Raw genomic sequence first — 25,321 nt, forward strand, 5'->3', positions numbered from 1 at the left:
TCAGAACAGCTGCTTGAAGGTGCCTGCCAGCGCGTGGTCGTCGACCTCGTAACGGTCGCCAGCACCGCGGACGGCTTGGCCCATGGACGTGATGTCCTTCACGATGTCCTTTGCCGCGAGCCCCAGGTGGTGGCCGACCTGGCGAGCCGCCCACTGCGTCTCCGACCCCGGCAACCCGTCGGCCGCAATTGTTGAGGTATTACCAACGTCGATTCCACTGATCGTCGCCGCGATGGCATCAACTTGAGCAGCGAAGGCGCGCAACACTTCTGGATCGACAAGCACCAATACTCCCGTGGTTCACCAAGCCGGGCGGCGCCGTGACAGCGACCACCGATGCGAACCTAACACGGGTCATATAGGGGCTCTGACACCAATTTGCGCACCTCGGCATCCCATCGAGCGTGCGCAAAATGCCAACATCCGCCCGCGTGTCGTGTGCAGACACGCACGCTCGGCTGTTCGGGAGGTTAGGCCGCGAGCACCAGATCCAGCGCGGAGTAGAACAGGCCGAGGCCGTCGTCGGACGGACCAGTCAACGCCTCGGTGGCGTGCTCTGGATGCGGCATCAAGCCGACGACGCGGCCGTTGGCCGAGCTGATACCGGCGATGTCGCGCATCGATCCGTTGGGATTGTCGCGGTAGCGGAACACCACGCGGCCGTCGCCCTCGAGTTCGTCGAGCACCTGCTCGCTGGCGACGTAGCGGCCCTCCCCGGACTTCAGCGGCACCAGGATGTCGGCGCCGACGTCGTAACGCGAGGTCCACGCCGACGAATTCGACGCCACCTCGAGCCACAGATCGCGGCAGACGAAGTGCAGGCCCGCGTTACGCGTCAACGCGCCCGGCAGCAGGCCCGCCTCGCACAGCACCTGAAAACCGTTGCAAATCCCCAACACTGGCAGTCCCTGCTCCGCGCCGCGGACGACCTCGCCCATCACAGGTGCGAACTTCGCGATCGCACCGCATCGCAGATAGTCGCCGTACGAGAAACCACCGGGCACCACAACAGCGTCGACGCCCTTGAGGTCGGCATCGGCGTGCCACAGGCTGACCGCCTCGGCGCCTGCCAGTCGAACCGCCCGTGCCGCGTCGACGTCGTCAAGTGTGCCCGGGAATGTGATCACGCCCACTCGCGCGGTCACGATTGCTCCCTGCTGACGCTGAAGTCCTCGATGACCGTGTTCGCCAACAGAGATTCGGCGATTTCGGCCAGGGTCTCGTCGTCGATGCTGTCGTCGACCTCGAGCTCGAATCGCTTGCCCTGCCGGACATCTGACACACCGTCGAAGCCGAGACGACCCAGCGCGCCGACGATCGCCTGCCCTTGCGGGTCCAGGATCTCCGCCTTGGGCATCACGTGCACCACCACCCTTGCCACGGCGATCACTCTACCTGCGGCTACTGCTCAACCACCCGACCGGCACGATCCGAGGTACGCGTCGCAGAGTGGCGCGGCCATCGCATCGAAGAGCTGCGCGTCGGCGACCCCAGGCCAGTCGACTCGTGGGGGCAGCGTCGACCACATGGCCAGTTCGACGACGGTGCTGCTCTCGGGGTGGGCCAGCAAGTACTCGTGCATGACCTGATGACCCGCATCGCTGATCACGGCAGCAATCCGGCGCGGCTCATCAGTGGTGATCGAAGGCGAGACTCCCGCGGCCGTCGATTGGCAGCCCTGCAGTCGTGACCTGGCGGTCCCCAGCGCGGTCAGCGCCGTCGGGCCGCCCGTCGCGGAGTCACCGCGCCAATGCATCACCTGCACCAACAGGTTCCACTGGCCCTGCTCGTGCAGCACGACCGACCGCGCTGCCACCGCGTACGCACGAGGGTCGTTGGCAACCAACGGGCTGCCACACATCGCCTCGAAGCCGAAGCGCGGCGACGGCGCCGTCACCGCCAGGCCTGCCAGTCCTGGCCAGCGATAGACCGGATACAGCGGAATGGACGTCGGCGCGATCCACGCCGAATCGGGGATCGCGTCGCAGATCGGCGGGCACACGCCTGGCACCGCGTGCGCAGGCCAGGCCGCATTCGGGGCGACAGCCAACCCGCAGGTCACCATTGCCATCGCCAGTAGCAATCGCACCGCTTAACTTCCCCCTGCTCGCCCCTTGCGCGCCACAATATAGGCATGCAATTGACGCATTTCGGCCATTCATGCTTACTCGCAAATTTCAAGGGCGAATCCGGTGAGGACACGACGGTGTTGTTCGATCCTGGGAACTTCTCGCACGGATTCGAGGGAATCACCGGCCTGTCGGCGATCCTGATCACCCACCAGCACCCCGACCACGCCGATACAGAACGACTGCCGGCCCTCGTCGAGGCCAACCCGCAGGCCGCGCTGTACGCGGACCCGCAGACCGCTCAGCAGCTGGGCGGCCCGTGGAAGGCCGTGCATGTCGGGGACGAGTTCAGCGTCGGCCACCTGACGGTGCGCGGCGTCGGCGGTCGGCACGCCGTGATTCACCCGGAAATCCCTGTGATCGACAACATTTCGTATCTCGTCGGCGACGGTGCGCACGCCGCACGGTTGATGCATCCCGGCGACGCGCTGTTCACCCCTGGCGAGCCCGTCGACGTGCTCGCCACCCCGGCCGCCGCGCCATGGATGAAGATCTCGGAGGCCGTCGAGTATCTGCGCGCGGTCGCGCCCGCCCGCGCGGTGCCGATCCACCAGGCGATCATCGAACCGAACGCCCGCGGCATCTACTACGGACGGCTGTCCGAGATGACTGACACCGACTTCCAGGTGCTCGAGGAGGAAAGCAGCAGGGAGTTCTAGGCCGTCGCCCGCGCCGCGGCCCGTCCCGCCGCCCGACCCGAGAACACGCATCCGCCAAGGAACGTGCCCTCCAAGGAGCGATAGCCGTGCACGCCGCCGCCACCGAAACCGGCGGCCTCACCCGCTGCATACAGCCCGTCGAACACAGTGCCGTCAGGGCGCAGCGCCCGGGAGTCGAGATCAGTCTCCAAGCCGCCCAATGACTTACGCGTCAGAATGTGCAGCTTCACCGCGATCAGCGGACCCGCCTTCGGGTCGGTGAGCCGGTGCGGTGCGGCGACGCGGGCGACCCGGTCGCCAAGATAGTTGCGCGCCAGCCTGATCCAGGCGATCTGGGTGTCCTTCGTGAACCGATTGGCCACCTCCCGATCGCGGGCGGTGACCTCCGCCTCGACAGTGCCGTAGTCGAGCGGCAACACGTCAGGGACATCGTTCATCGCGGACACCAAGTCGCGCAAGGAGTTTGCGCTGACGAAGTCAACTCCCTTGTCGACGAACGCCTGCACTGGCGCCGGCGCGCCTCCCCGCCCCCGAGACAGCACCTCACGCACGCTGCGGCCAGTGAGATCGGGGTTCTGCTCCTGCCCGGAGAGCCCGAACTCCTTTCCGATGATCCGCGCGTTCAGCAGATACCACGTGTAGTCCTGTCCGGTCTGCGAGATGTACTCGAGCGTGCCGAGCGTGTCGAAGCCCGGATACAACGGCGACGGCAACCGCTTGCCGTGGGCGTCCAGCCACAGCGAGGACGGCCCCGGGATGATCCGGATCCCGTGCAGCGGCCAGATCGGGTCGTAGTTCGTGATGCCCTCGGTGTAATGCCACATCCGGTCGGCATTGATGACGCGGGCCCCAGCGGATTCGGTGATGCCGATCATCCGACCGTCGACATGCGCGGGCACACCGGACAGCAACTGTTCGGGCACCCGGCCCATCCGCTTGGGCCAGTTCTGCCGGACCAGGTCGTGATTGCCGCCGATACCGCCGCTGGCGACGATCACCGCCTGTGCGCGAAATTCGAAGTCGCCGAAGGTGTTTCGTGACGACGCCACACCGCGCGCGACCGTCGTCGGCTCCAGCACCGCGCCACGTACACCGGTAACCGCACCGCCGTCGACGATCAACTCGTCGACGCGGTGCCTGTAGGCGAACCGCACCTTCGCATTGCCAAGCAGCCGGCGCGCGAAAACGTCGACGATCGCCGGGCCAGTCCCCCATGTGATGTGGAACCGCGGCACCGAGTTGCCATGGCCGCGGGCGTCATAGCCGCCGCGCTCAGCCCACCCGACGAGCGGAAAGGTCTGCAGCCCCCGCTCCCGCAGCCAACTGCGCTTCTCCCCCGCCGCGAAGTCGACATAGGCATGCGCCCACTGCCGCGGCCAGTGGTCCTCGGGCCGGTCGAAGCCCGCCGTGCCCAGCCAGTCCTGCAGCGCCAGTTCGTGGCTGTCGCGAATACCCAGCCGACGCTGTTCGGGGCTGTCGACGAAGAACAGCCCGCCGAAGGACCAGAACGCCTGACCACCGAGGTTGTTGGCGTTCTCCTGATCGACGATCAGCACGCTGCGCCCTCGTTCGACCAGCTCACAGGCGGCAACCAAGCCGGCCAGCCCGGCACCCACCACGATCACATCAGCGTCAGCCATGGCCGCCAATGTAGCGGTCTCGAGTCAGGCTGCGTCGGTGAGCGCTGGATACGGATCCCAGTGGTAGACGGCAGGCACGCACTGATGCATCAGCGCCAGGTCGACGGCGTCGAGCATGGCCTGCCGTGGTCCCGGCCTGCGCAGGTGCCGCGCGGCGACCGCGACGCGGACGACACCGTCGCGCCGCGCAGTGCGGTCCGCCGAAAGCACCAGCGTCCGGCACCACCATGGCTCGCTCAAGAACCCCTCGCCGATGCCGAGCACGCGGCCCTGCACCGTAGTCTGACGAACCAGATCCGTGATGCCGCTCAGGCTGGCCAGCAGTCGAAAGCCATTGCGGGGCAACACAGTTACAGTGCCCTGCGAAACCGTCCAGCCCGGCGCGGCGAACAACCGGGTCCGCAGCCCCAGGTGTTCGAGCACCCGGTCGGCCGCCATCAGCCGCAAATTGGCTTCGTGTGCAGGCAATGTCGCGAACTCGCCGCGCCGTTTCTTGGTAGCCGCCTCGTCGAAGCCGTGCAAGACGATGGCATCGCCTTGCTCACGCCGCTGCGCCAGCCACTCGACCGTCGGCGCATCGGAGTCGAGGCGGTAGCCGCCCTTGATCCGCGGAGCGACCAGAAATGAGACGGGCACATCGCGCTCGTCGAGCCGACGGCAGAACGCGTCGACGTCGGCAACTGTGCGGTCGCTGATCCCGGAAACCGAGACGATCAGTTGTCCAGCCACGTGTTCAGTGTGGCAACCTCAGGTGTCCCAACGGTTTACAACACGTGGTCAGCAGTTGACCATCTATCGCGGCAGGACGGCCTCGATGGCCGTGATCACCTCTGGCGCATCCGGAGCCGTGCGTGGCCGGAACCGGTTGACCACCCGGCCGCCCGGTGCGAGCAGGAACTTCTCGAAATTCCATTGGATGTCGCCCGCCTCGCCGCTGTCGTCGGCGGCCTTGGTCAGTTCTGCGTAGAGCGGGTGGCGGTGATCGCCGTTGACGTCGGTCTTGGCCAGCAGTGGGAACGTCACACCGTAGTTCGTCGAGCAGAACGTCTGGATCTCCTCCGCGGTGCCCGGCTCCTGGCCCATGAACTGGTTGCACGGCACGCCGATAACCGTCAGGCCGCGGTCACCGTAGTCCTTCGCCAGCTGCTCCAGCGCGGAGTATTGCGGCGTGAGACCGCATTTCGAGGCCACGTTCACCACCAGCGCAGCGCCGTCGGCAAGTTCGGCCAGCGTGGTGGGACGCCCGTCCAGCGTCGTCAGGGCGATCTCGTTCAGCGAAGTCATACCGGCACATTAACCGTTCTTGAAAAGCATTCCCGCAACACGGTGCACCAACGCGATCGGATCCGCTTCGTTATCGATGGCCTTGTTGAGCCACAGCAGCGAAAAGCCATGTACCAGAGACCATGCCGCCAATGCCGCGGCTTGCGGATCGCCTTTGGCGCGCGAATCGTCGAGCGTGCCTACGCCTTGGACAAGCTCGGTCCCAGCGGCGCCCACCGCCGCGATCAGCTCCTGGTCGTCCGGATTCAGCAGGGAGCTGTCGAACATCACCGCGTAGTGGCCGGGGTGGTCGAGCGCGAAGCGAACATAGGCAAGCGCGGCATCGATGAACTCCGGGCGAGCACCTTTCAATGCCTCGGCCAGCAACCGCCAGCCCTCGGCTGCCAAGGCCGTGAACAGGCCGCGACGGTCGGTGAAGTGATGCGCAGGGGCGGCGTGGGATACCCCGGCCTCTCGCGCGAGCTCGCGCAGAGAGATTCCGTCGGCGCCGCGCTCGGCGACCAGAGTGGCGGCCTTGGTCAGGATGACCGCCTTCAGATCGCCGTGGTGGTAGGTGTCCCTGCTCATTACGACATCCTAACCGCCAAATCTTGACAGTGGCTAGATTACTCGATACGTTCATCTTGTCACTGTCTAGATAGGAGCCGCGATGGCCGTCATCATCACTTTGGTCCTCGGCACGCTGGGTGCCCGCGTGGTCGGCTGGCTTGGGGTCGACTACGTCAACAGCTGGCCGCAGGCGTTCGCCGTCGGGCTCGCCGCGATGTTCGTGATGACCGGCGTCGCGCACTTCGTGAACCCGCTTCGGCGCGACATGATCGCGATCGTGCCGCCGCGGCTGCCCGCCGCCGGAATGCTCGTCACCATCACCGGCGTCCTCGAACTACTGGGCGCAGCCGGGCTGCTGTATCCGCCGACCCGGGTGGCTGCAGCGGTGTGCCTGTTCGTGCTGATGCTGGTGATGTTCCCCGCCAACATCTACGCCGCACGGATGCCCAACCCGCCGAAGTCGATGACCTCGCGGCTGGACGTGCGCACGGTCGAGGAGGTCGTGTACCTAGCCGCTGCCGTCGTGGTTGGCCTTGGCAGCATCCAATAGCCAGGCGTACTGGAATGCGGCTTCTTTCCAGCGCTCGTAACGTCCGCTGATTCCACCGTGGCCGGCGTTCATCTCGGTCTTGAGCAACACCGGGTGATCGTCGGTCTTGGTGTGGCGAAGCGCTGCAACCCATTTCGCGGGCTCGACATAGAGCACCCTAGTGTCGTTCAACGACGTCATCGCCAGTATCGGCGGATAATTCTTCGCCTCGATGTTCTCGTAGGGCGAGTAGGACTTCATGTAGTAGTAGACGTCCTTGTCTTGCAACGGGTTTCCCCACTCGTCCCATTCGGTCACAGTCAGTGGCAGCGACGGGTCGAGGATGGTGGTCAACGCGTCGACGAACGGCACCGCGGCCAGAATGCCCGAGAAGAGCTCGGGTGCCATGTTAGCGACGGCGCCCATCAGCAAGCCGCCTGCGCTGCCACCGAAGGCGACCAGGTTCTCCGGCCGCGTCACGTCGGTCTGGATGAGATGGCCTGCCACGACGATGAAATCGGTGAAGGTGTTCCTCTTCTCCAGCAGCTTGCCGTGTTCGTACCACGGCCTGCCGAGCTCCCCGCCGCCGCGCACGTGCGCGACCGCGAACACCATGCCGCGGTCCAGCAGCGACAGCCGGGCGATCGAAAACCGCGGATCCTCGCACGACTCGTAGGCGCCGTAGCCGTACAGCAGCGTCGGCGCCGGATAGGGCACGCCGATGCGGTGGACGATCGAGATCGGCACCCGCGCACCGTCTGGAGCCACCGCCCAGTCGCGCCGCTCCACATACTCATCAGGGTGGTAGTCGCCGAGCACCGGCTGCTCTCGCAGCAGCGTGCGTTCACCGCTGGCGAGGTCGATGTCGTAGATGCGCACCGGAATCACGAACGACGTCGCGCCGATCCGCAGCTTGGGCGAGCTCCAGTTCGGGTTGGCCGAAATGCCGGCCGACATCAGCTCGGAGTCGAAGGTGATGTCCTCGGGATGGCCGTAATCACCGTCGGCGTAGATCGGCCAGAGCTGAATCCGGGGCAGCGCCTCGCTGCGGTAGCTGACCACTAGATGGCGCTCGAACGCGTCGACCGAGTCGAGCCGGACATCGTCGCGATGCTCGATCAACGTGCGATATGTGTTGGGATCGCTGACCGGAGCCTCGACGAGCGTGAAGTTCTCTGCGCCGTCGTTGTGCAGGATCAGAAACCGGTCCTCGCCGCCGACAATCGCATGCTCGACGGAATACTCGACCAGCTCACGGCGCGGCCAGATGACCGTGAACTCGGCAGTGCCGTCGGTAGCGTCGGCGTATCGCATTTCGGTGGTGACGGCGCTACCGGCCGCGATGATGACGTACTTGTTGCTTCGCGTACGGCCGACCGCGAGCCAGAACTTCTCATCGGGTTCGTGGTACACCTTCTCAGCGGGCAGACCGGAGCCGAGTCGGTGCCGCCACACGGTGTCCGGTCGCCAAGCCTCGTCCACCGTGACGTAGTAGACGGTGCGGTTGTCCGCGGCCCAGGTGGCACCGGCGCCGATGCCGACGATCTCGTCGTCGTACAGCGAACCGGTGCGCAAGTCCTTGAACCGCAACGTGTATCGCTCGTCACCCTTGACGTCAACAGAGTAAGCCAGGATGTTGCCGTCCAGGCTGACGCCTGCTGCGCCGAGCGCGAAGAAGTCGTGGCCTTCGGCTTCGATGTTCTCGTCGAGCAGGATCTGCTCACCGGGAATCTCGGTGTCCTCGTCGAACTGCGGCGGCACCCAGTCGTCGAGATCGGTGACGGGGCAACGACATTGCACGCTGTACTGCTTGCCTTCGAAGCTTCTGCCGTAGTACCACCACTCGCCGCGGCGAGTCGGCACCGACAGATCGGTTTCCTTGGTGCGGGCCTTGATCTCGTCGAAGATCTTCTGCCGCAGCGGCGCCAGCCGTTCGGTCGTGTGGTCGGTGTACTCGTTCTCGGCCTTGAGATATTCGACGACTTCGGGATTGTCCTTGTCGCGCAGCCATTCGTAGGGATCGATGAACACGTCGCCGTGATACTCGCGGCGGTGCTCGACGCGCTTTGCTTCGGGTGGTTTCACGGCTTGATCCAGTCGCTGAATTTGAGGCCCGAGATACGTTCGTAGGCCTCGATATAACGGGCTCGGGTGGCGTCGACGATATCTGGCGGCAGCGCGGGCGGTGGCTTGTCGCCGTTGCGGTCCCATCCTGACTCAGGGCCGGTGAGCCAGTTGCGGACGAACTGCTTGTCGAAGCTCTGCTGGGTGACGCCTTCTTTGTACTCGTCGGCGCGCCAGTACCTGCTGGAGTCGGGAGTGAACACCTCGTCGGCCAGCCGCATGTTGCCGTGCTTGTCAACACCGAACTCGAACTTGGTGTCCGCGACGATGATTCCCTTCGTCAACGCGTGATCGGCACCCTGGATGTAGGTCTGCAGGGTCTTCTCGCGCAACTGGTTGGCCCGCACCGCACCGACGAGCTCGATCACGTCGACGAAGCTGATGTTCTCATCATGTTGTCCCAGTTCGGCTTTGGTGGCCGGGGTGAACAGCGGTTGGGCGAACTTGCTGGCTTCCGTCAGTCCTGGTGGCAGCGCGATGCCGCACACCTTGCCGGTTTTCTGGTAATCGATCAGGCCCGAGCCGGTCAGATATCCGCGGGCGACGGCCTCGACGGGCAACATTTCCAGCTCCTGCACCACCAGCGCTCGGCCAAGCACCTCCTGCGGGATGCGTTCATCGTCGGGCGGGCCTGCCAGATGGTTGGGCGTCTTGACGTAGTCGAAGAAGAACACGCTCATCGCGGTCAGGATTCGGCCCTTGTCGGGTATCTCGGAGTCGAGGATGTAGTCGTAGGCGGAGATCCGGTCCGTGGCGACGAACAGCAGGGTCTCGTCGTCGACGCGGTACAGCTCGCGAACCTTGCCGCTGGCCAGATGTTCGTAGTCCGACAGAGACGGGCGCATCGGGCCAGCCTATCTGCTGGGATCAATGCCATGACGTCCCGTTACGTGCCTTATGCCACCACCCCGACGCGGCTGCTCGGGCAGCTGATCAGCGACGCGGTCGTGATCGCCTGGTCGACCATCTGGGTGCTGGTCGGGATTGCGGTGCACTCCGCCGTGTCGACCATCGCCGAGGTCGGCCGTCAGGTCGAGACCGGGGCGAACGGCGTGGCCGACAACCTCGACTCCGCTGGTGATCGCACCGACGACTTCCCGCTCATCGGCGACGCGTTGAGCAAGCCGCTGCGGGCAGCCAGCCACGCCGCGCTCGATATCGCCGGGGCAGGCCACAGCCTGAACACCACGGCGTCGTGGCTGGCGTGGGTGCTGGCCATTGCCGTGGCCGCGCCACCCATCCTCTTCGTCGCAATGCCCTGGCTGTTCCTGCGGGTGCGGTTCTTCCGTCGCAAGTGGACGGCGTTGACGTTGGCGGCGACGCCGGCAGGCGAGCAGCTGCTGGCGCTGCGCGCGCTGGCGAATCGACCGCTGGCCAAGCTCGCGGCCATCCACGACGATCCGGTCGGAGCGTGGCGCAGCCACGACAGCGCGGCGATCCGCGGCCTCGCGGCCCTGGAACTCCGCGCGGCAGGCGTCCGCCTCCGCCGCTAACCCGCGATTTGTGCACGTTTTCACGCGGCGAGCGCGGATTTTCGTGCACGAATCGCTGGGCGTGGAACCCGTAGGGCGTGGGACACGTCCACCCTGAATGTGGTCGACGAGTATTTGCGTCAGCACGATGGCGTAATAACCCTTGCTCAAGCCATGCGCGCTGGACTCAGCCATGATGCAGTACGCAGACGAGTCCTCGCGGGCCGATGGCTGCGCTGCTCGCCAGGCGTGTTTTTCGCTGACGATCGACCATTCACTGACGCGTCGCGAGTACGTGTCGCGGTCTGGTCCTATGGCACGAAGGCAACCGCGAGCGGGCTTGCCGCTGCTTGGTGGCACGGCGTTACTCGATACGCTCCGGAAGTCGTCGAAGTAACGGTGCCGAAGGTGAGCAATCATCGACAACGACCCGGTGTCCGAGCTCGGCGACGGGATTTGGCGCCAAAGGACGTTGTCGAGCGGAACGGGTTGAGAGTGACAGCGCTGCCGCTGACGGTCGTCGAGGCCGCCGCGCGACGCGGCGGAGGCGCGAAGCTGATGGACTCGGCGCTCCAGCGTCATGTCGAGCTCGCACAGCTGTGGAATGCGCACTTGCGCAACAAGGGCCGCCACGGCTCACCCGCCGCGCGGCAACTACTGCACGCCGCATCCGACGGCGCGCGATCAGAAGCCGAGCGCCTGCTGATCAAGCTGTTGCGCGACAACAACATAACCGGGTGGAAAGCCAACTATCCGCTCGCCGGGTTCAAAATCGACGTCGCGTTTCCTAGCCAGAAGGTCGCCGTCGAGACCGACGGCTGGGCCTTTCACAGCAGCCAGGAAGACTTCCAAACAGATCGTGAACGGCAGAACAAGATCGCGCTGCTCGGCTGGAAGGTGCTGCGATTCACGTGGCTAGATCTAACCGAGTACCCCCAGCGGGTGCTGGCGGAGATCCGATTCGCGAGAGGGCTTGTAGCGCTGTGAACGCCCACGCCACCAACGCGATCCAGAAGAATGCCAGCGACACCGCCGTCAGCCACCGCCAGCCGGTCTCGACGGCGGTGGCATATGTCGCCGATGCGTACATCCCGAGGGGAAACACCGCGGGCCACGCCAGTCCGACTCGCCTGCGCAGCACCACATAGACCAGCACCGGGATCCACGCCGTCGCAACGATCCACGTCACCACCGTCACCGGCCATACAAACGTCAACCCCGCCTTGTGGATGTGATCACCTGCCAGAGTCGCGACCGCCGCGCCACCCATCAGAATCCAGATGTCGGGCTGCGCCAACTCCGGCGCAGAAGGATCACGCGCAGCCCGCCAGACGATCAGCCCGGTCATCATCAGGTACGCGACGATCGCGACCGCCCACAACACCAGCGCCCAGAACACGATCCGCAGATCCGCCATCAATATCGCCACTGCCGACGTCGCGACACTGGCCAACTCCCACCCGCCACGCGCACGGTCGCGCAGGCCTGAGCGGTCGCGCCACATCCGTCGCGCGATCACCGGCGCCAACGAAAGCCAGCCCTGCAGTGCCATTCCCGTCAGCGCCCACAGCACCCATCGGTGTTCGGCCAGGCGCGCACCGACCACCGCGCACGCCGCGACATAGGTGCACAACCGAAGGGAGACATCGAGATCCGTGAGCCTCCACGACTCGCGTTTCCACGCGATTGCGACGCCGACGATGAGCACGGGCAGCGCCACGGCGGCCAGCGCGATCAATGCCTCACTGATGACGTCAAAGCCGTGATCCAGAGCCGCGATCGACACGATGCCGGTCGCCATGACCGCCGCGAACGCATCGGGTTTCACGGCGTGACGATCACCTCTGCCGACATGATCACCGGCAGGTTCAGCGGCAGCGCGCCCGCCCCGATAGCGCTTCGCGCATGTCTACCGTGTTCGCGGAACACTTCGAGCAATAGGTCCGAGGCGGGGTTGAGCACCGCCGTCGTTTGCGGATAGCCGGGATCGGCGTTGACGAACCCGGTCAGAGTCACCCAATCACGCACGCGGTCAAGCGATCCCAACGCGATACGTAACGAGCTCAGCATCGCCAGCACCGTCAACCGCGCAGACTCCTGCGCGGCCTCCAACGACACCTCACTCGGCACCCGCCCGAAGGGACCCGCGGGCGCGCCATCCAAACCAAGCGCGCCATGGCCACTGAGCACACACCGCGAATCCACCACCCGCACCCACTCGAACGGAATCCGCACCCCCGGCGGAAGCAACGGCTCCGGCGGCAACTGCAGGCCGAGTTCTGAGACGCGCTGCTCGAATGTCACCGCAGCTCGACCACCAGATGCCGAATGCCGGTGTGACGGTTGCTTCGCGTCCACTCCACCGGCTTGACCACCTGCACCGACGAGAACCGGCCGAGCAGCTCCTCGAACAGCACCCGTAGCTCCAGCCGGGCCAGGTTTGCGCCGAGACAGTAGTGCACGCCCTGGCCAAACCCTAAGTGCGGATTGGGTTTACGCGTGATATCGAACGAATCGGCATTCGCGAAAACCAACGAGTCGCGGTTCGCCGACCCTTCCCAGATCTGGACCTTCTGCCCGGCCTCGATCAGGCAACCACCCAACGAGACGTCGCGCGTGGCGGTGCGGCGCTTGGACGGCGACGGCGACGTCCACCGCACCATCTCTTCGATAGCCGTCGGCAGCAGCCCAAGATCCGAACGCAACAACGCCAGCTGGGCGGGATGTTCAGCCAATGCCAGCAGCCCGCCGGCAACGGCGTTACGCGTGGTCTCCGCACCGGCACTGAACAGCAGGCTGAAGAACAAGTACAGTTCGAGATCCGAAAGCCCGCCGGCGTTGGCGACCACCGACAGCATGTCGTCGGTTGGCTTGGCGCGCTTCGCCGCAATCAACTCCTGGCCATAGGTGTACATCCGCGAGCCGGCCTCCTCGGCCGTCAACTGCCTAACTGTGCCTATCTGGGCCCTACGGGCCTCGCCGAAGTCGAACTGCGGCTCGATCGCGTGAAACAGCCAATGCCGTTCGTACTCAGGCACTCCCAGCAGAATGCAGATCATCTGCATCGGCAGTTCGGCGGCGATCTCGACCAGGAAGTCGAACGGCGACCCCGGCACGACCGCGTCCAGCAGACGACGAGCCCGCGCCCGCAGATCGTCCTCAACCCGAGCGATCATCCGCGGCGTCAACCCCGAACTGACCAGTCGGCGGATCTCCGAGTGTCGCGGATCATCCATCATGTTCAGAACCTGTCCCGCGATCGACAGATCCTGTAACAGCGTGCCACCGAACGGCCGCGACCCCCCGGTCACCGACGAGAAGGTGACCGGATCACGAAACACCGCAAGCGTTTCCGCGTGCGTGGCCACCGACCAGAAGCCCTCCCCATCCGGCGTGCGCTCGGTCGCGGCATGCCAGTACACCGGCGCCTCGCGCCGATGCACCTCGAACAGCGCGTGCGGGAATCCACCGGCGAAGTTGTCCAGATCGGTGAAGTCGATCTCCGACAACCCCGAAGACCCAGACAACGACGAACTCACAGGATGGCACCCGAGGTGTACTTGGCCGCCTCGGGATAGCGGCCGACCAGATCGTCGACCGCGTCCACCACCCGGTCGACCTGATCGCCCGCGGCGCCGGTGAACGCCTGCTTGTCAGCCAGCGCCGCATCAAGCGCCGGACGGTCCAGCGGCAGCCGCGGATCGGCCGCCAACCGATCCAAAAGGTCGGGCTCCGAACCCTTCTCGCGCATGGCCAACGCCACCGCGACGGCGTGCTCCTTGATCACCTCGTGCGCGGCCTCGCGGCCCATCCCGGCGCGCACCGCGGCGATCAGGATCCGCGTAGTGGCCAGGAACGGCAGATAGCGGTCGAGTTCACGTTGAATCACCGCGGGGTATGCGCCGAACTCGTCGAGCACCGTCAGGAATGTCTCGATCTGCCCGTCGATCGCGAAGAACGCGTCGGGCAGCGCGACCCGGCGCACCACCGAGCAGAACACGTCGCCCTCGTTCCATTGCGCGCCTGCCAATTCGGCGGCCATCGACCCATAGCCGCGCACCACCACTTGCAGCCCGTTCACCCGTTCACACGACCGGGTGTTCATCTTGTGCGGCATGGCCGACGAACCGACCTGGCCCGGTGCGAACCCCTCGGTCACCAACTCGTGGCCTGCCATCAGTCGGATGGTGTGCGCCAGTGACGACGGCCCCGCGCCCAGCTGAACCAAGGCCGAAACCACGTCGTGGTCCAGCGACCGCGGATACACCTGGCCGACGCTGGTGAAAATGTCTGTGAAGCCGAGGAATTCGGCTACCCGCCGCTCCAGCTCGGCCAGCCGAGACGTATCGCCGGAGAACAGGTCCAGCATGTCCTGTGCGGTGCCCATCGGACCTTTGATGCCGCGCAACGGATATCGGTCGATCAGCCCCCGAAGCCGTTCCAAGGCCAACAGCATCTCCTCGGCCGCCGATGCGAATCGCTTGCCGAGCGTCGTCGCCTGCGCAGCGACGTTGTGGCTGCGGCCCGCCATCACCAGATCGCGGTAGCTGATCGCCCGTTCGGCCAACCGCGCCACCACCGCGACGCCGTGCGCGAAAACAAGTTCCAAGGACCGGCGGATCTGCAGTTGCTCGACGTTCTCGGTCAGATCACGAGAAGTCATGCCCTTGTGCACGTGCTCGTGGCCGGCCAGGGCGTTGAATTCCTCGATGCGAGCCTTCACGTCGTGACGTAGCACCCGTTCGCGCTCGGCGATCGACGACAGGTCGACGTCCTCGAGAACCCGCTCGTAATCGGAGACCACGCCGTCGGGTACGTCGACGCCCAACGAGGCCTGCGCCCGAAGCACCGCCAGCCACAGCCGACGCTCGGCGACGACCTTGGCCTCCGGCGACCAGATCGCCACCATTTCCTCGCTGGCATACCGGTTGGCCAGCACATTGGGGATCGTCACAGACACACAGCTTACGGCCCGGATAAGGCAGGCTAGGCGCATGCACTTTGTTGGGCTGGATCTTGCGTGGGGCGAAAAGAAGCAGACCGGGGTGGCCGCAATCGACTCCGACGGGCGCCTGCTTCACGTCGGCATCGCCGAGGACGACGCCAGCATCATCGACGCGGTGGCCCCGTTCACCGGCGACGACTGCGTGGTTGCCATCGACGCGCCGCTGATCGTGAACAACCCGACCGGATATCGGGCCGCCGAGACCGCGTTCAACCGCGACTTCCAGAAATTCGATGCGGGCGCATATCCGGCCAACACCACCAATCCCCTTTTCAATCCGCCGCGCGCCGCGGTGCTGGCAGCCAACCTCGGTCTCGACATGGATCCGGGCTCAAACGCGAACCGGCGGGCCATCGAGGTCTACCCGCACCCGGCCACCGTCGTCCTCTTCAACCTCGAGAAGACGTTGAAGTACAAGAAGGGGCCGTTCGACGAACGCCAGCGCGAGTTGCTCAAGCTGATGACGCTGATCGAGGGACTCGACAACGCAACACCGAGGCTTCGCGCGAATCGCAGCGTCTCGTGGGTCGAACTCCGCAGAAGGGTCGGGGCCGCCACCAAACCGAGTCAACTCGACAGGGACGAGGATCCGGTCGACGCGGTCATCGCCGCCTACGTCGCGCTGTACTGGTATCACCGGCCGGAGGACGTGACCATCTACGGCGACTACGAAAACGGCTACATCGTGACACCGACGCTGCCCGTCAAGACTTCTGCAGTTCCAGAACGCAAAGGCAGTCGGTCGTCGCTGGAGAATCGGGTCATCCGGGCGATGGAACTGCTCGAAGACGCCCAGCGCGAACTGACCGCGATCCGGGAAGCGCTGCGTTAGGCCGACACCGCCGGTTCGTCGATCGGTGCGAGCACATCGATCACATCGATCAGTGTCGCGCGGGCCGTCGCACGCGGGCCGTCGCCGTCGCCAACCAACGCCGCCACCACGGCGCCGTCGACAGCGCACACCAGCGCGGTGAGAAGTTCGGCGCGCACTGCGCGGCCCGACCTCTCGACGACCTCGACCACAGCGTCGGTGCGCTGCTGCAGAATCCGTCGTTCGATCTCGCGCAGCCCGGGCTGGCGCGCGCAGGCGATGTATCGCTCATAGCGTGAGATCAACTGCTCGGTGACCCGCAGCCCGTTGGCCTCGCCGACCAACAAATCAACCAACAGATCGGCCGTTGCCTCCGCACCGCGACGCCGCCGCGACAGCACCGAAACCCGTGACCGCAACTGTTCGGCTTCACGCGTTCCGGCGTGTTCTACGGCCTTTGCGATGAGGTCGTCGAGGGACGAGAAGTAGTACGTCGTCGACGCCAGCGGCAACCCCGCCCGGCGGGCGACGGCGCGGTGCCGCACCGCGTCGAAGCCACCCTCGCACAGCAGATCAGCGGCCGCGCTCACCAGCGCATACCGCCGACGTTCTCCCTTAGGAGTGACTGCTGCCGTCACCTCTAGCATGCTGCCAGTCACGGCCTTGCGGCATCGCGCTTTCGGCTAATCATCAGGCTTTACTCAGGGAAGTCGGCGCTGCGGCTGACGGCCGCCCACTGCCGGGCCTCCTCGTTGCGCTCGGTGCCATTCGCCAGTGCTAGTTCGACGGCGTCGCTGCCGAGCAGCAGGCGCCGTGGCGGCTCGGGTGATTCGACCACATCGATGATGATGCGTGCGGCGCGCGCCGGGTCGCCGGGCTGAGTTCCGTTGGCGGTTCTGCGCAATTCATGAATGAACGAAATCGCTTCTCGGTAGTCGGCGCCCGGCTCGTGCATCGTCATCGATGAGCCCATCCAATCGGTGCGGAACGCGCCGGGTTCGACGATGATCACCTTCAGCCCGAACGCGGCCACCTCGTTGGCGAGCACTTCGGAGAAACCCTCGACGGCGAACTTCGCCGTCTGATATGCCCCAAGGCCAGGAGTGCCACCGACGCGGCCGCCGATCGACGAAAACTGAACGAACACACCGGATCGCTGCGCCCGCAACACGGGTAGCGCTGCGCGAGTGACGTTTACGACGCCGAACAGGTTGGCCTCGATCTGGGCGCGGAAGTCGACAGGGTCGGTTTCCTCGATAGGCGCGCTGTTCGCGTAGCCGGCGTTGTTGACGACGACGTCGATGCGACCGAACTCGGCGACGGCGAATTCGACTGCGGCGACGGCGGCGTCGGCGTCGGTCACGTCCAGAGCGAAAACGCGCGCGCGGTCCTCATATCCCGCAACGAGCGCGCGCAGTTGCTCCGGCTTACGTGCGGTGGCGACGACGCGATCGCCGTTGGCGAGGACGGCGCGCACCAACTCGGCGCCGAAGCCGCGGGAACTTCCGGTGATGAACCAAACCTTCGATGTCATATGTCTACAGACGTAGACTTAGCGCTTCCTATTCCCTACCGTCGAGCCATGGCATCCACGCACCGCCGACCGCGCAACGCCGCAGCCACCCGCGACGCGATCCTCGAATCCGCGATTCGCAACTTCGCCCGCGCCGGCTACGACGGGGTCGGCGTGCGCGAGATCGCGACCGACGCCGGCGTCACGGCAATGATGGTGAACAGGTACTTCGGCTCGAAGGAGCAGTTGTTCGCCGAGGCCGTCGAGACGTCGTTCGCGATTCCGGCCGTGATCGCCGACGATGCCGACGACCCTCCGCACGGCGCGGCCGTCGCGCTGGTCGCCAGGACCGATCCGGACGCCGACCCCCTCGAGCCGTTCCTGATCATGCTGCGCTCGGTGTCGAATCCGCGCGCCGTCGAGATCGTGCGCGCCGGTATCGAGCGTCACGTCGGCACGCGGCTGTCCCGTCAGCTTCCCGAACCCGGTCGCGCGATCCGCACCGAAGTCATGCTGTCGGTGATCGCCGGGGTGCTGCTGATGCGCCGGGCGGTCGGCACCCGTGCACTCAACCAGGCCGACCCCGATCAGCTGGTCAACGTGCTCGACGCGGTGTTCACGGCGATCGTCGAAACGCCTTTGGCATGATGGCCCGCATGCCTGAACTCAGTCGCCGCGCGATTCTGCGCCTTGGCGTCGGCGCCGTGGCCGGGGCCGCCGGTGCTTACGCGCTGGGTTCGGTGCTGCACACGCCGAGCACGGCCGCGCCGTCGGTGTCGATGACGAGTGCGGGCACTCCACTGGCTCCCCCGCCGCCGATGGAGCCCGCACCCGCAGCCGTGCAGCCGACGTACGTCGACGGCTCGTTCGTCTCCGCCGCGCGTGGCGGTGTTGCGACGAACTGGGCGATAGCGCGCCCGCCCGGACAGACCGCCGCGCTGCGGCCGGTGATCGCACTGCACGGCAAGGGGCAGGATGCCGCGGGCGTGATGGCGGGCGGCGTCGAGAACGGTTTGGCGCAGGCCGTCGCGGCGGGAATCCCGCCGTTCGCGGTTGTCGCGGTCGACGGCGGCGGAGGCTACTGGCACAAGCGTGCGTCAGGCGAGGACTCCGGCGCGATGGTGCTCAACGAACTCATCCCGATGCTGGCCTCGCAAGGGCTCGACACTTCACGGGTCGGCTTTCTCGGCTGGTCGATGGGCGGCTACGGCGCGCTGCTGCTCGGCGCGCGACTCGGCCCCGCCCGCACCGCGGCGATCTGCGCGGTGAGCCCCGCGCTGTGGACATCGTCGGGCGCGACGGCCCCGGGTGCGTTCGACGGGGCCGACGACTACGCCACCAACAGCGTGTGGGGTCTGCCGCAGCTGGGCCAGATCCCTATCCGAATCGACTGCGGCAACAGCGATCCGTTCTACTCGGCGACCAAGCAGTTCATCGGCCAGCTGCCCACTCCGCCATCGGGCGGGTTTTCGCCCGGCGGACACGACGGTGCGTTCTGGAGTTCGCAGCTGCCGGCGGAGATCGCCTGGATGGCTCCCCTGCTGACTGCTTAGACGCTGACGCGGCCCTCCGCCGCTGCCAGCCCGATGTCGGACCGAAAGTGGCTGCCGGGCAAGCGAATCGAATTGGTCAGCGCATAGGCGGCATCGCGAGCGGCCACCAGATCCGCGCCAGTGCCGACGACTGAGAGGACCCGGCCGCCCGACGACACGATCGCGCCGTCGTCGCGTCGCGCGGTGCCCGCGTGCAGCACGCCGTCGGCCTCCGACCCGACGATCACGTCGCCGACCCGCGGCCGCCCCGGATAGTTCTCCGCAGCGACGACGACGGTCACGGCATAGCCGTCGCGCCATTGCAGCGGCGGCTGATCGGCCAGTTGACCGGTGGCGGCCGCGCGCAGCAGTTGCCCTAATGGACTGTCCAGCAGCGTCAGCACGGACTGAGTCTCGGGATCGCCGAAGCGGCAATTGAATTCGACGACGGCAGGGCCGCGCGATGTGATCGCCAGCCCGGCGTACAGCAGACCCGAGAACGGGCTCCCCCGCCGAACCATCTCCACCGCAACGGGTTTGACCACTTCGTCGACGATCCGCTCGACCACCTCGGCGGGCAGCCACGGCAGCGGTGCGTAGGCACCCATCCCGCCGGTGTTGGGTCCGGTGTCGTTGTCGCCGACTCGTTTGAAATCCTGTGCGGGAACCAGCGGTACGACGGTCTCGCCGTCGACAATGCTGAACAGCGACACCTCGGGGCCGTCGAGAAACGATTCCAGTAGCACCGGGTGTCCGGAGTCGAGCAGGCTCGCGGCGTGCGCCCGCGCGGCGTCGCGGTCAGCGGTCACCACCACGCCCTTGCCTGCGGCCAGCCCGTCGTCCTTGACCACCCACGCCTGCTCGCCGGCGGCGGGACCAAACCGGTCCAGCGCCGCGTCGAGGTGCGCAGGGTTGTCGACGATCTCGCTCGTCGCGGTCCGCACACCCGCGGCGGTCATCACGTCCTTGGCGAACGCCTTGGATCCTTCGATGCGGGCGGCGTCCTTCGTCGGCCCGAAGCACGCGATGCCCGCGGCGCGCACGGCGTCGGCGACGCCGAGGACCAATGGCACCTCGGGACCCACGACAACCAGGTCGGCACCGATGCGCTGGGCCAGTTGGGTGACGGCCTCGCCGGAGCCGACGTCGACGTCGTACTGATCGGCGATGATCGCGGTTCCGGCATTGCCTGGGGCGACAGCCAACTCCTCGACTTCGGGGTCTCGGCGCAGCGCCAACAGCAACGCATGTTCACGGGCTCCGGATCCGATCACGAGGACGCGCACAGGCACACCCTAATCAGATGCCGCGCAGCCGGACCGACAGGCACGTCACGCAGCCCTCGAGCTTCTCGAACTCTCCGATGTCGACGAGCACCGGTTCGTAGCCACGCGTCCGCAGCAACGCGGCGGTCTCGGGTGCGGCCGAGGACATCAGTAGCTTTCCGTCGCCGAGCAGGACGACGTGGGCACCCGGCTCCTCGGGTACCGCGAGGAACGTTGGAAAGACCGACGGGTCGTCGACCACCGGCTCGTAGCCGATGATCGTGCCGTCGGGCAGCGCGGTCACCGCGGACTTGAGGTGCAGCGCCTTGGACAGCGCGACGGGCAGCACGGTCGCGCCGAACGACTCGAGGTGCTCGGCCAGCTGGCGGATGCCGTCGGCGTTGGTGCGGCCCGACTGTCCGACGTAGACGATGCCGTCGTGCTTGAGCACATCGCCGCCGTCGAGCACCCCGGGTGCCTCGATATGTGCGATGCGGTAACCCATTTCGGCGACAGCTTTCTCGGTGCCCGCAGTTTCCGGGCGGCGTTCGGCGGGCCCGGGTCGTGCGATGACGGCGAGGTCGCCGTACACCACGACGGTGTCTTCGACGAACACGCTGTCGGGACACGCAGGCGCGGGCTCGACCTCGGTGACCCGCCACCCTGCGTCGACGAACGCCCTGAGGTAGCCCTCCCACTGCCTCATCGCGGTGTTCACGTCGACAGGGGACCGCTCGATGTGGGTGAGGAGCCCTTCGGCCAGCCGTGAGCCGGGCCGCCTCACCAACGCCTTCTTGCCGTGCACTGCTCGATCGTACGGTCGGATCAGGCCATACACTTGACATCGCGGTGTATGGTCTAACTATGACGCAGACCACATGTCCGTTCGGCCAGGGTTACGACTTCACCGACCCCGACGTCCTGCTCAAAGGCATCCCCGTCACCGAGTTCGCCGAGCTGCGCAAGACCGCGCCGGTGTGGTGGAACGAGCAAAAGGAATCGATCTTCGACGACGGCGGCTACTGGGTGATCAGCCGTCATGCCGACATCAAGGAGATCTCGCGCAACGGCGACCTGTGGTCGACCAACCGCAAGGGTGTGGTGATGCGGATGCCCGAGGGCACCGACGCCGAACAACTCGAGCTGACCAAGGCCTTGCTGATCAACCACGACGCGCCGGAGCACACGCGGCTGCGCAAGCTCGTGTCACGGTTGTTCACGCCGCGAGCCGTGTCCACGTTGGAGGACAAGCTCGCCGTCGCGGCCCGTGAGATCGTCGCCGCGGCAAAGGAGAAGGGAAGCGGTGACTTTGTCGACGACATCGCGATGAAGCTACCGCTGCTGGCGATCGCGGACCTCATCGGTGTGCCCGAGGCGGACCGCGAAAAGTTGTTCCACTGGACCAACGCGATCATGAACACCGAAGATCCCGACTTCGAGGCGGGTTACGTTGCCGCCAACGCCGAGTTGATGGGCTACGCCTACACCATGGCCGAGGAGAGGCGCCGCTGCCCGGCCGACGACATCGTCACGCGGTTGGTCCAGGCCGATATCGACGGCGAATCCATGGAAGACGTGGAGTTCGCGTTCTTCGTGATCCTGCTGGCGGTCGCGGGCAACGAGACCACCCGTAATGCGATGACACACGGGATGAACGCGTTCTTCGAAAACTCCGACCAGTGGGAGTTGTTCAAGCGTGAGCGGCCCGAGACGACGGCCGACGAGATCGTCCGCTGGGCCACCCCCGTGCATTGCTTCCAACGAACGGCGTTGGCGGACACCGAAATCGACGGGGTCGCCATCCGTGAGGGGCAGCGCGTCGGCCTGTTCTACAGCTCCGCCAACTACGACGACGCGGTGTTCGACCAACCCTTCCGATTCAATATCCAGCGCGACCCCAACCCGCATCTGGGCTTCGGCGGCAACGGAGCACACTTCTGCATCGGCGCCAACCTCGCGCGCATGGAGATCAAGCTGATCTTCAACGAGATCGCCGAGCAGATCCCCGACATCGCCAAACTGTCGGAGCCGGAACGGCTTCGATCAGGCTGGCTCAACGGGGTCAAGCGGCTACAGGTCTCTTATCGCGGATAGCATCGGCGCGTGCGCACCCACGGCTGGTCGGGCTCGGCCCCCGCAACCGACGAAGAAGCCGTCGCCCGCATCCTCGACGCCGCGGGCAAGGCCATCGACGCCAAGGGTGCCGACTTCTCCATCGCCGACGTCGCCCGCACGCTCGGGGTCACCCGACAGACCGTCTACCGGTATTTCCCCAGCACCGAGACGTTGCTTGTGGCCGCTGCCGTGCACGCCGCCACCGACTTCCTCGACCGACTGGCCACGCATCTGCAGGGCATCACCGATCCGGTCGAAGCGGTCACGGAAGGCATTGCGACGGCGCTGGAATGGCTACCGAAGGACAAGCACATCGGGCTGCTGATCGTTCCGGGCCGCGCCGATGCGCATACCGAATCGGTCACCTCCGACGTCGCCGTGCAGTTCGCCAACTCGATGCTGCGTCGGTTCGATGTCGACTGGGCCGGTCTCGGCTTCAGCGACGCGGATCTCGACGAACTCGCCGAGCATCTGCTGCGCATCATCCAGTCGTTCGTCGTCGATCCCGGCCGACCGCCGCGGCAGGGCGCCGAGTTGCGCGACTACTTGAGGCGTTGGGTCGGCTCGGCTGTCGGGCCTAGATCCTGAATCGGCCTGCGAACCCCCGAAGCGGGAGATCGGCACTGGTGAGCAGCCCTGGCGGGGCGGCCACCACCGACTCGATCGCATGCAGCGCGGGCATGCCAGTGACGGTCATGCCGATCGACGCGAAGTTCGACGGATCGGAGAGGTCCACGCCGGGCTTCGGGAAGATCATGTGCTTGTTGTAGATGCACGGGTCGCCCTTGATCTGAGTGATGTAGCAGCCCTTGATATCCCAGCTCGGATCCGTGTGCGGTGTCATCTGCCACTCGAGGTGCGTCTCGACGCGCGGCACCCCGTCCACCATGCCCTGGTACTTGATGTAGTTGCCGCCGAGGGAGCCCTTCGGCAGGGTGTACCAACCCAGATCGACGTCCTTGGTGCACGCGCCCAGTTCGTAGCTGAACTTGACCTCGTCGAGCTTCAGTTCGAAGCAATCGGCCATCATCAGCACACTGTCGGCGAAGACACGCGTGTACTTTTCCAGCTTGCCCGGAATGCTCGGATCGTCAACGGGCAGACCGTAACCCACCTCTATCCAGGTGTCCTTGCTGTGGTGGCACGACACGTCGACGGACTCGATGGTGGTGACGTTCTCGATCTCGGCGACATCCGATGAGCAGACGACGCCGAGGATCTGGTTGACACCGGGGTTCATTCCCGTGCCGTAGAAAGTAGCGCCGCCCTTCTCGCACGCCTCTGCCAGCACCTGGCTGACCGGCTTGCCCGATGGGTGGGGGTGGTTGGTGTCGCGGTGCCAGCCGGTGATCCAGTCGGCCGTGGTGACAACATTGATCCCGGCCTCGAGCACCTTGACGTAGAGGTCCTCGTCGGGGAACACGCCGTGGAAGGTCAGCACGTCGGGCTTGGCGGCGATGATCTCCTCGACCGTGCCCGTGGCGACGACGCCGTTCGGTTCGATACCCGCAAGCTCGCCGGCATCCTTGCCGATCTTATCCGGCGAATAGCAGTGCACCCCAACCAGTTCGAGCTCGGACTGTGCGCCGTAGCGCTTGATCATCTCGGAGCCCACGTTGCCCGTGGCGACTTGGAACACACGAATCGGCTTGTTGGACAACATCAACCCTTCTGATTGGCCGAGGCAAGGTCCGCGGCACTGCCGCCGCGGCCGTCGGGATAGAACTGCAGGGCCCACTTGCGGATCGCCGTGAACCCTTCGTACTCGGAGCTGGCCAGCGCGGGCGGATCGGAATAACGCTGGTGCGACCAGATGTGGATGTCCTGGCGGAACTGCCGGATGACTTCTTCGCCGAACTCCGCGGCCTTCTGCGCCGCCCGCTCCGTGTCTTTGCCGGGCGTCCGGCCGATGTAGACCATGAACCGGACGTCAGATGTTGATTCGTCGACGGGGGTGATCGCGGAGATCGTGCGGTTGTCGATCATCCCCCAACTCTTGGTCACCGCCACACCGAGTCCGCCGTTGATGGCCTCCACCCCACTGCCGACGTCGTCGATGGACTGTTGGTCATCGCCCTCGAACGTGATGGTGAAGTCGACGTAGGACACCGGTGCGGCGAAGTCGTGGCGGGTGAAGATCGGGTTGATCGGCGTCTGGTGCACGTACTTGAAATGCGCGAAGTCGACACCGTTTTCGAGCACGTACTGCGGATGCAGCTCATGGCCTTGCTCGAAGAGCCGCTGCTGCGGGTAGTAGTCGGCCGGGTTGCGGCCGTCATGGAAGTCGGCGAACACGTCCGGTGCGTCGAAGAACGGGTCGCGACCCTCGATGTCGTGCCAGAGGTAGATCGACTCGTTGCGCTCAACGACGGGATAGGTCTTGATCCGACGGCCGCGGTTGGGCCTGCTCTCGTAGGGGATGCAGACGTTGCGGCCGTCGGCGTTCCACTGCCAGCCGTGGAACGGGCACTGGATCACCTCCCCCACGACGTGGCCGCCGAACCCGAGGTGCGCGCCGAGGTGTTCACAGTAGGCATTCATGACCGTGACCTGGCCGGACTCGCAACGCCATGCGATCAGCTCCTCGCCGAAGTACTTCATCGCGTGCACGTCGCCGACGCCGACCTCGTCCGACCAGGCGACCTGGAACCAGCCCGTCGGCTTCATGGACAGTGGCGGCTTGGCCATGTCGAC

29 protein-coding genes are annotated in these 25,321 nt (G+C 65.9%); 9 read left to right on the forward strand and 20 right to left on the reverse strand.

The window, feature by feature from the left end; translation table 11 throughout:
- The 4 genes from GGC64_RS19510 to GGC64_RS19525 all read right to left on the reverse strand — a co-directional run bounded on the left by GGC64_RS19510 (window position 1) and on the right by GGC64_RS19525 (window position 2,089).
- Window positions 1–285: a type VII secretion target gene (locus GGC64_RS19510; RefSeq protein WP_192724202.1), complete on the reverse strand. Its 285-nt coding sequence runs from the start codon at window positions 283–285 to the stop codon at window positions 1–3.
- Window positions 286–470: 185 nt separating this feature from the next.
- Window positions 471–1,145 carry a phosphoribosylformylglycinamidine synthase subunit PurQ gene (gene purQ, locus GGC64_RS19515; RefSeq protein WP_192724203.1) on the reverse strand — a complete coding sequence of 225 codons (675 nt, stop codon included), beginning with the start codon at window positions 1,143–1,145 and terminating at the stop codon, window positions 471–473.
- A complete protein-coding gene (gene purS, locus GGC64_RS19520; RefSeq protein ID WP_192724204.1) occupies window positions 1,142–1,381 on the reverse strand; it encodes a phosphoribosylformylglycinamidine synthase subunit PurS in 240 nt (79 codons plus the stop codon). The genes purQ and purS overlap by 4 nt, the downstream gene beginning before the upstream one ends.
- Before the next feature lie 27 nt (window positions 1,382–1,408).
- Complete coding sequence (locus GGC64_RS19525) at window positions 1,409–2,089, reverse strand: ATPase (protein ID WP_192724205.1); 681 nt, start codon at window positions 2,087–2,089, stop codon at window positions 1,409–1,411.
- 45 nt (window positions 2,090–2,134) lie between these two features.
- On the opposite strand from GGC64_RS19525, the gene GGC64_RS19530 reads away from it, so the two are divergent.
- On the forward strand, window positions 2,135–2,788 hold the full coding sequence (locus tag GGC64_RS19530) for an MBL fold metallo-hydrolase (protein WP_192724206.1): 654 nt from the start codon (window positions 2,135–2,137) through the stop codon (window positions 2,786–2,788).
- On the opposite strand, the gene GGC64_RS19535 is transcribed toward GGC64_RS19530, so the two are convergent.
- The 4 genes from GGC64_RS19535 to GGC64_RS19550 form a co-directional block, all read right to left on the reverse strand.
- Entirely contained in the window at window positions 2,785–4,428 is a 1,644-nt protein-coding gene (locus tag GGC64_RS19535) for an FAD-binding dehydrogenase (RefSeq protein WP_192724207.1), read from the reverse strand. The two genes, GGC64_RS19530 and GGC64_RS19535, sit on opposite strands and share 4 nt — an antisense overlap.
- 24 nt (window positions 4,429–4,452) lie before the next feature.
- Window positions 4,453–5,157 (reverse strand): DUF2334 domain-containing protein, encoded by a 705-nt coding sequence (locus GGC64_RS19540; RefSeq protein ID WP_192724208.1) that lies wholly within the window; start codon window positions 5,155–5,157, stop codon window positions 4,453–4,455.
- A gap of 63 nt (window positions 5,158–5,220) precedes the next feature.
- The gene (locus GGC64_RS19545) at window positions 5,221–5,712 is read right to left on the reverse strand and encodes a glutathione peroxidase (protein ID WP_192724209.1); all 492 of its coding nucleotides are present in this window, start codon (window positions 5,710–5,712) and stop codon (window positions 5,221–5,223) included.
- 9 nt (window positions 5,713–5,721) lie between these two features.
- The gene (locus GGC64_RS19550; protein WP_192724210.1) at window positions 5,722–6,279 is read right to left on the reverse strand and encodes a TetR/AcrR family transcriptional regulator; all 558 of its coding nucleotides are present in this window, start codon (window positions 6,277–6,279) and stop codon (window positions 5,722–5,724) included.
- Window positions 6,280–6,361: 82 nt separating this feature from the next.
- Here GGC64_RS19550 and GGC64_RS19555 point away from each other — a divergent pair, with 82 nt between their 5' ends.
- Window positions 6,362–6,811 (forward strand): DoxX family protein, encoded by a 450-nt coding sequence (locus tag GGC64_RS19555; RefSeq protein ID WP_192724211.1) that lies wholly within the window; start codon window positions 6,362–6,364, stop codon window positions 6,809–6,811.
- Here the strand turns inward: GGC64_RS19555 and GGC64_RS19560 are convergent.
- Complete coding sequence (locus GGC64_RS19560; protein WP_192724212.1) at window positions 6,770–8,875, reverse strand: S9 family peptidase; 2,106 nt, start codon at window positions 8,873–8,875, stop codon at window positions 6,770–6,772. The genes GGC64_RS19555 and GGC64_RS19560 overlap by 42 nt on opposite strands.
- Window positions 8,872–9,759, reverse strand: a complete 888-nt coding sequence (locus GGC64_RS19565) for a phosphoribosylaminoimidazolesuccinocarboxamide synthase (RefSeq protein WP_192724213.1) — start codon at window positions 9,757–9,759, stop codon at window positions 8,872–8,874. Before GGC64_RS19565 ends, GGC64_RS19560 begins: the two co-directional genes overlap by 4 nt.
- Before the next feature lie 30 nt (window positions 9,760–9,789).
- Here GGC64_RS19565 and GGC64_RS19570 point away from each other — a divergent pair, with 30 nt between their 5' ends.
- Both GGC64_RS19570 and GGC64_RS19575 read left to right on the forward strand, forming a co-directional pair.
- Entirely contained in the window at window positions 9,790–10,407 is a 618-nt protein-coding gene (locus tag GGC64_RS19570) for a hypothetical protein (RefSeq protein ID WP_192724214.1), read from the forward strand.
- Window positions 10,408–10,506: 99 nt separating this feature from the next.
- Window positions 10,507–11,373 carry a type IV toxin-antitoxin system AbiEi family antitoxin domain-containing protein gene (locus GGC64_RS19575; RefSeq protein WP_192724215.1) on the forward strand — a complete coding sequence of 289 codons (867 nt, stop codon included), beginning with the start codon at window positions 10,507–10,509 and terminating at the stop codon, window positions 11,371–11,373.
- On the opposite strand, the gene GGC64_RS19580 is transcribed toward GGC64_RS19575, so the two are convergent.
- The 4 genes from GGC64_RS19580 to purB are packed head-to-tail and all read right to left on the reverse strand — an operon-like array spanning window position 11,294 to window position 15,340.
- Window positions 11,294–12,214, reverse strand: a complete 921-nt coding sequence (locus tag GGC64_RS19580; protein ID WP_192724216.1) for a tellurite resistance/C4-dicarboxylate transporter family protein — start codon at window positions 12,212–12,214, stop codon at window positions 11,294–11,296. The genes GGC64_RS19575 and GGC64_RS19580 overlap by 80 nt on opposite strands.
- Complete coding sequence (locus GGC64_RS19585; RefSeq protein ID WP_192724217.1) at window positions 12,211–12,690, reverse strand: RidA family protein; 480 nt, start codon at window positions 12,688–12,690, stop codon at window positions 12,211–12,213. The genes GGC64_RS19580 and GGC64_RS19585 overlap by 4 nt, the downstream gene beginning before the upstream one ends.
- On the reverse strand, window positions 12,687–13,913 hold the full coding sequence (locus GGC64_RS19590) for a cytochrome P450 (RefSeq protein WP_192725183.1): 1,227 nt from the start codon (window positions 13,911–13,913) through the stop codon (window positions 12,687–12,689). The genes GGC64_RS19585 and GGC64_RS19590 overlap by 4 nt, the downstream gene beginning before the upstream one ends.
- 8 nt (window positions 13,914–13,921) lie before the next feature.
- On the reverse strand, window positions 13,922–15,340 hold the full coding sequence (purB, locus tag GGC64_RS19595; RefSeq protein ID WP_192724218.1) for an adenylosuccinate lyase: 1,419 nt from the start codon (window positions 15,338–15,340) through the stop codon (window positions 13,922–13,924).
- 40 nt (window positions 15,341–15,380) lie between these two features.
- Here purB and GGC64_RS19600 point away from each other — a divergent pair, with 40 nt between their 5' ends.
- A complete protein-coding gene (locus GGC64_RS19600) occupies window positions 15,381–16,223 on the forward strand; it encodes a DUF429 domain-containing protein (RefSeq protein ID WP_192724219.1) in 843 nt (280 codons plus the stop codon).
- Here the strand turns inward: GGC64_RS19600 and GGC64_RS19605 are convergent.
- Window positions 16,220–16,849 (reverse strand): TetR/AcrR family transcriptional regulator, encoded by a 630-nt coding sequence (locus GGC64_RS19605; RefSeq protein ID WP_192725184.1) that lies wholly within the window; start codon window positions 16,847–16,849, stop codon window positions 16,220–16,222. The genes GGC64_RS19600 and GGC64_RS19605 overlap by 4 nt on opposite strands.
- 50 nt (window positions 16,850–16,899) lie before the next feature.
- The gene (locus tag GGC64_RS19610; RefSeq protein ID WP_192724220.1) at window positions 16,900–17,736 is read right to left on the reverse strand and encodes an oxidoreductase; all 837 of its coding nucleotides are present in this window, start codon (window positions 17,734–17,736) and stop codon (window positions 16,900–16,902) included.
- A 48-nt stretch (window positions 17,737–17,784) separates the two neighbouring features.
- Between GGC64_RS19610 and GGC64_RS19615 the strand changes: the two genes are divergently transcribed.
- Together GGC64_RS19615 and GGC64_RS19620 are read left to right on the forward strand one after the other, a co-directional pair.
- Window positions 17,785–18,363 (forward strand): TetR/AcrR family transcriptional regulator, encoded by a 579-nt coding sequence (locus tag GGC64_RS19615; RefSeq protein WP_192724221.1) that lies wholly within the window; start codon window positions 17,785–17,787, stop codon window positions 18,361–18,363.
- Window positions 18,360–19,268: an alpha/beta hydrolase family protein gene (locus GGC64_RS19620; RefSeq protein WP_192724222.1), complete on the forward strand. Its 909-nt coding sequence runs from the start codon at window positions 18,360–18,362 to the stop codon at window positions 19,266–19,268. The genes GGC64_RS19615 and GGC64_RS19620 overlap by 4 nt, the downstream gene beginning before the upstream one ends.
- Here GGC64_RS19620 and purD read toward each other — a convergent pair.
- Window positions 19,265–20,533 carry a phosphoribosylamine--glycine ligase gene (gene purD, locus GGC64_RS19625; protein ID WP_192724223.1) on the reverse strand — a complete coding sequence of 423 codons (1,269 nt, stop codon included), beginning with the start codon at window positions 20,531–20,533 and terminating at the stop codon, window positions 19,265–19,267. The genes GGC64_RS19620 and purD overlap by 4 nt on opposite strands.
- A 13-nt stretch (window positions 20,534–20,546) precedes the next feature.
- Entirely contained in the window at window positions 20,547–21,317 is a 771-nt protein-coding gene (ddaH, locus tag GGC64_RS19630; RefSeq protein WP_192724224.1) for a dimethylargininase, read from the reverse strand.
- A gap of 59 nt (window positions 21,318–21,376) precedes the next feature.
- Here ddaH and GGC64_RS19635 point away from each other — a divergent pair, with 59 nt between their 5' ends.
- Both GGC64_RS19635 and GGC64_RS19640 read left to right on the forward strand, forming a co-directional pair.
- Entirely contained in the window at window positions 21,377–22,606 is a 1,230-nt protein-coding gene (locus GGC64_RS19635; RefSeq protein WP_192724225.1) for a cytochrome P450, read from the forward strand.
- 9 nt (window positions 22,607–22,615) lie between these two features.
- Complete coding sequence (locus tag GGC64_RS19640; protein WP_192724226.1) at window positions 22,616–23,215, forward strand: TetR/AcrR family transcriptional regulator; 600 nt, start codon at window positions 22,616–22,618, stop codon at window positions 23,213–23,215.
- Here GGC64_RS19640 and GGC64_RS19645 read toward each other — a convergent pair.
- Both GGC64_RS19645 and GGC64_RS19650 read right to left on the reverse strand, forming a co-directional pair.
- On the reverse strand, window positions 23,205–24,290 hold the full coding sequence (locus GGC64_RS19645; RefSeq protein WP_192724227.1) for a dihydrodipicolinate reductase: 1,086 nt from the start codon (window positions 24,288–24,290) through the stop codon (window positions 23,205–23,207). The genes GGC64_RS19640 and GGC64_RS19645 overlap by 11 nt on opposite strands.
- Window positions 24,290–25,315, reverse strand: a complete 1,026-nt coding sequence (locus GGC64_RS19650) for a Rieske 2Fe-2S domain-containing protein (protein ID WP_192725185.1) — start codon at window positions 25,313–25,315, stop codon at window positions 24,290–24,292. Before GGC64_RS19650 ends, GGC64_RS19645 begins: the two co-directional genes overlap by 1 nt.
- Window positions 25,316–25,321 lie beyond the last annotated feature (6 nt).

It is taken from the genome of Mycobacterium sp. OAS707, assembly GCF_014873705.1.
Classification (GTDB): domain Bacteria; phylum Actinomycetota; class Actinomycetes; order Mycobacteriales; family Mycobacteriaceae; genus Mycobacterium.

Coding starts and splice junctions, on each gene's coding strand:
- GGC64_RS19650 (WP_192725185.1), bottom strand. CDS start 25,315: ATGGCCAAGCCGCCACTGTCCATGAAGCCGACGGGCTGGTTCCAGGTC.
- GGC64_RS19610 (WP_192724220.1), bottom strand. CDS start 17,736: ATGACATCGAAGGTTTGGTTCATCACCGGAAGTTCCCGCGGCTTCGGC.
- GGC64_RS19565 (WP_192724213.1), bottom strand. CDS start 9,759: ATGCGCCCGTCTCTGTCGGACTACGAACATCTGGCCAGCGGCAAGGTT.
- GGC64_RS19620 (WP_192724222.1), top strand. CDS start 18,360: ATGATGGCCCGCATGCCTGAACTCAGTCGCCGCGCGATTCTGCGCCTT.
- GGC64_RS19600 (WP_192724219.1), top strand. CDS start 15,381: ATGCACTTTGTTGGGCTGGATCTTGCGTGGGGCGAAAAGAAGCAGACC.
- GGC64_RS19550 (WP_192724210.1), bottom strand. CDS start 6,279: ATGAGCAGGGACACCTACCACCACGGCGATCTGAAGGCGGTCATCCTG.
- GGC64_RS19535 (WP_192724207.1), bottom strand. CDS start 4,428: ATGGCTGACGCTGATGTGATCGTGGTGGGTGCCGGGCTGGCCGGCTTG.
- GGC64_RS19530 (WP_192724206.1), top strand. CDS start 2,135: ATGCAATTGACGCATTTCGGCCATTCATGCTTACTCGCAAATTTCAAG.
- GGC64_RS19605 (WP_192725184.1), bottom strand. CDS start 16,849: ATGCTAGAGGTGACGGCAGCAGTCACTCCTAAGGGAGAACGTCGGCGG.
- GGC64_RS19545 (WP_192724209.1), bottom strand. CDS start 5,712: ATGACTTCGCTGAACGAGATCGCCCTGACGACGCTGGACGGGCGTCCC.
- GGC64_RS19570 (WP_192724214.1), top strand. CDS start 9,790: ATGACGTCCCGTTACGTGCCTTATGCCACCACCCCGACGCGGCTGCTC.
- GGC64_RS19635 (WP_192724225.1), top strand. CDS start 21,377: ATGACGCAGACCACATGTCCGTTCGGCCAGGGTTACGACTTCACCGAC.
- GGC64_RS19615 (WP_192724221.1), top strand. CDS start 17,785: ATGGCATCCACGCACCGCCGACCGCGCAACGCCGCAGCCACCCGCGAC.
- GGC64_RS19555 (WP_192724211.1), top strand. CDS start 6,362: ATGGCCGTCATCATCACTTTGGTCCTCGGCACGCTGGGTGCCCGCGTG.
- GGC64_RS19645 (WP_192724227.1), bottom strand. CDS start 24,290: ATGTTGTCCAACAAGCCGATTCGTGTGTTCCAAGTCGCCACGGGCAAC.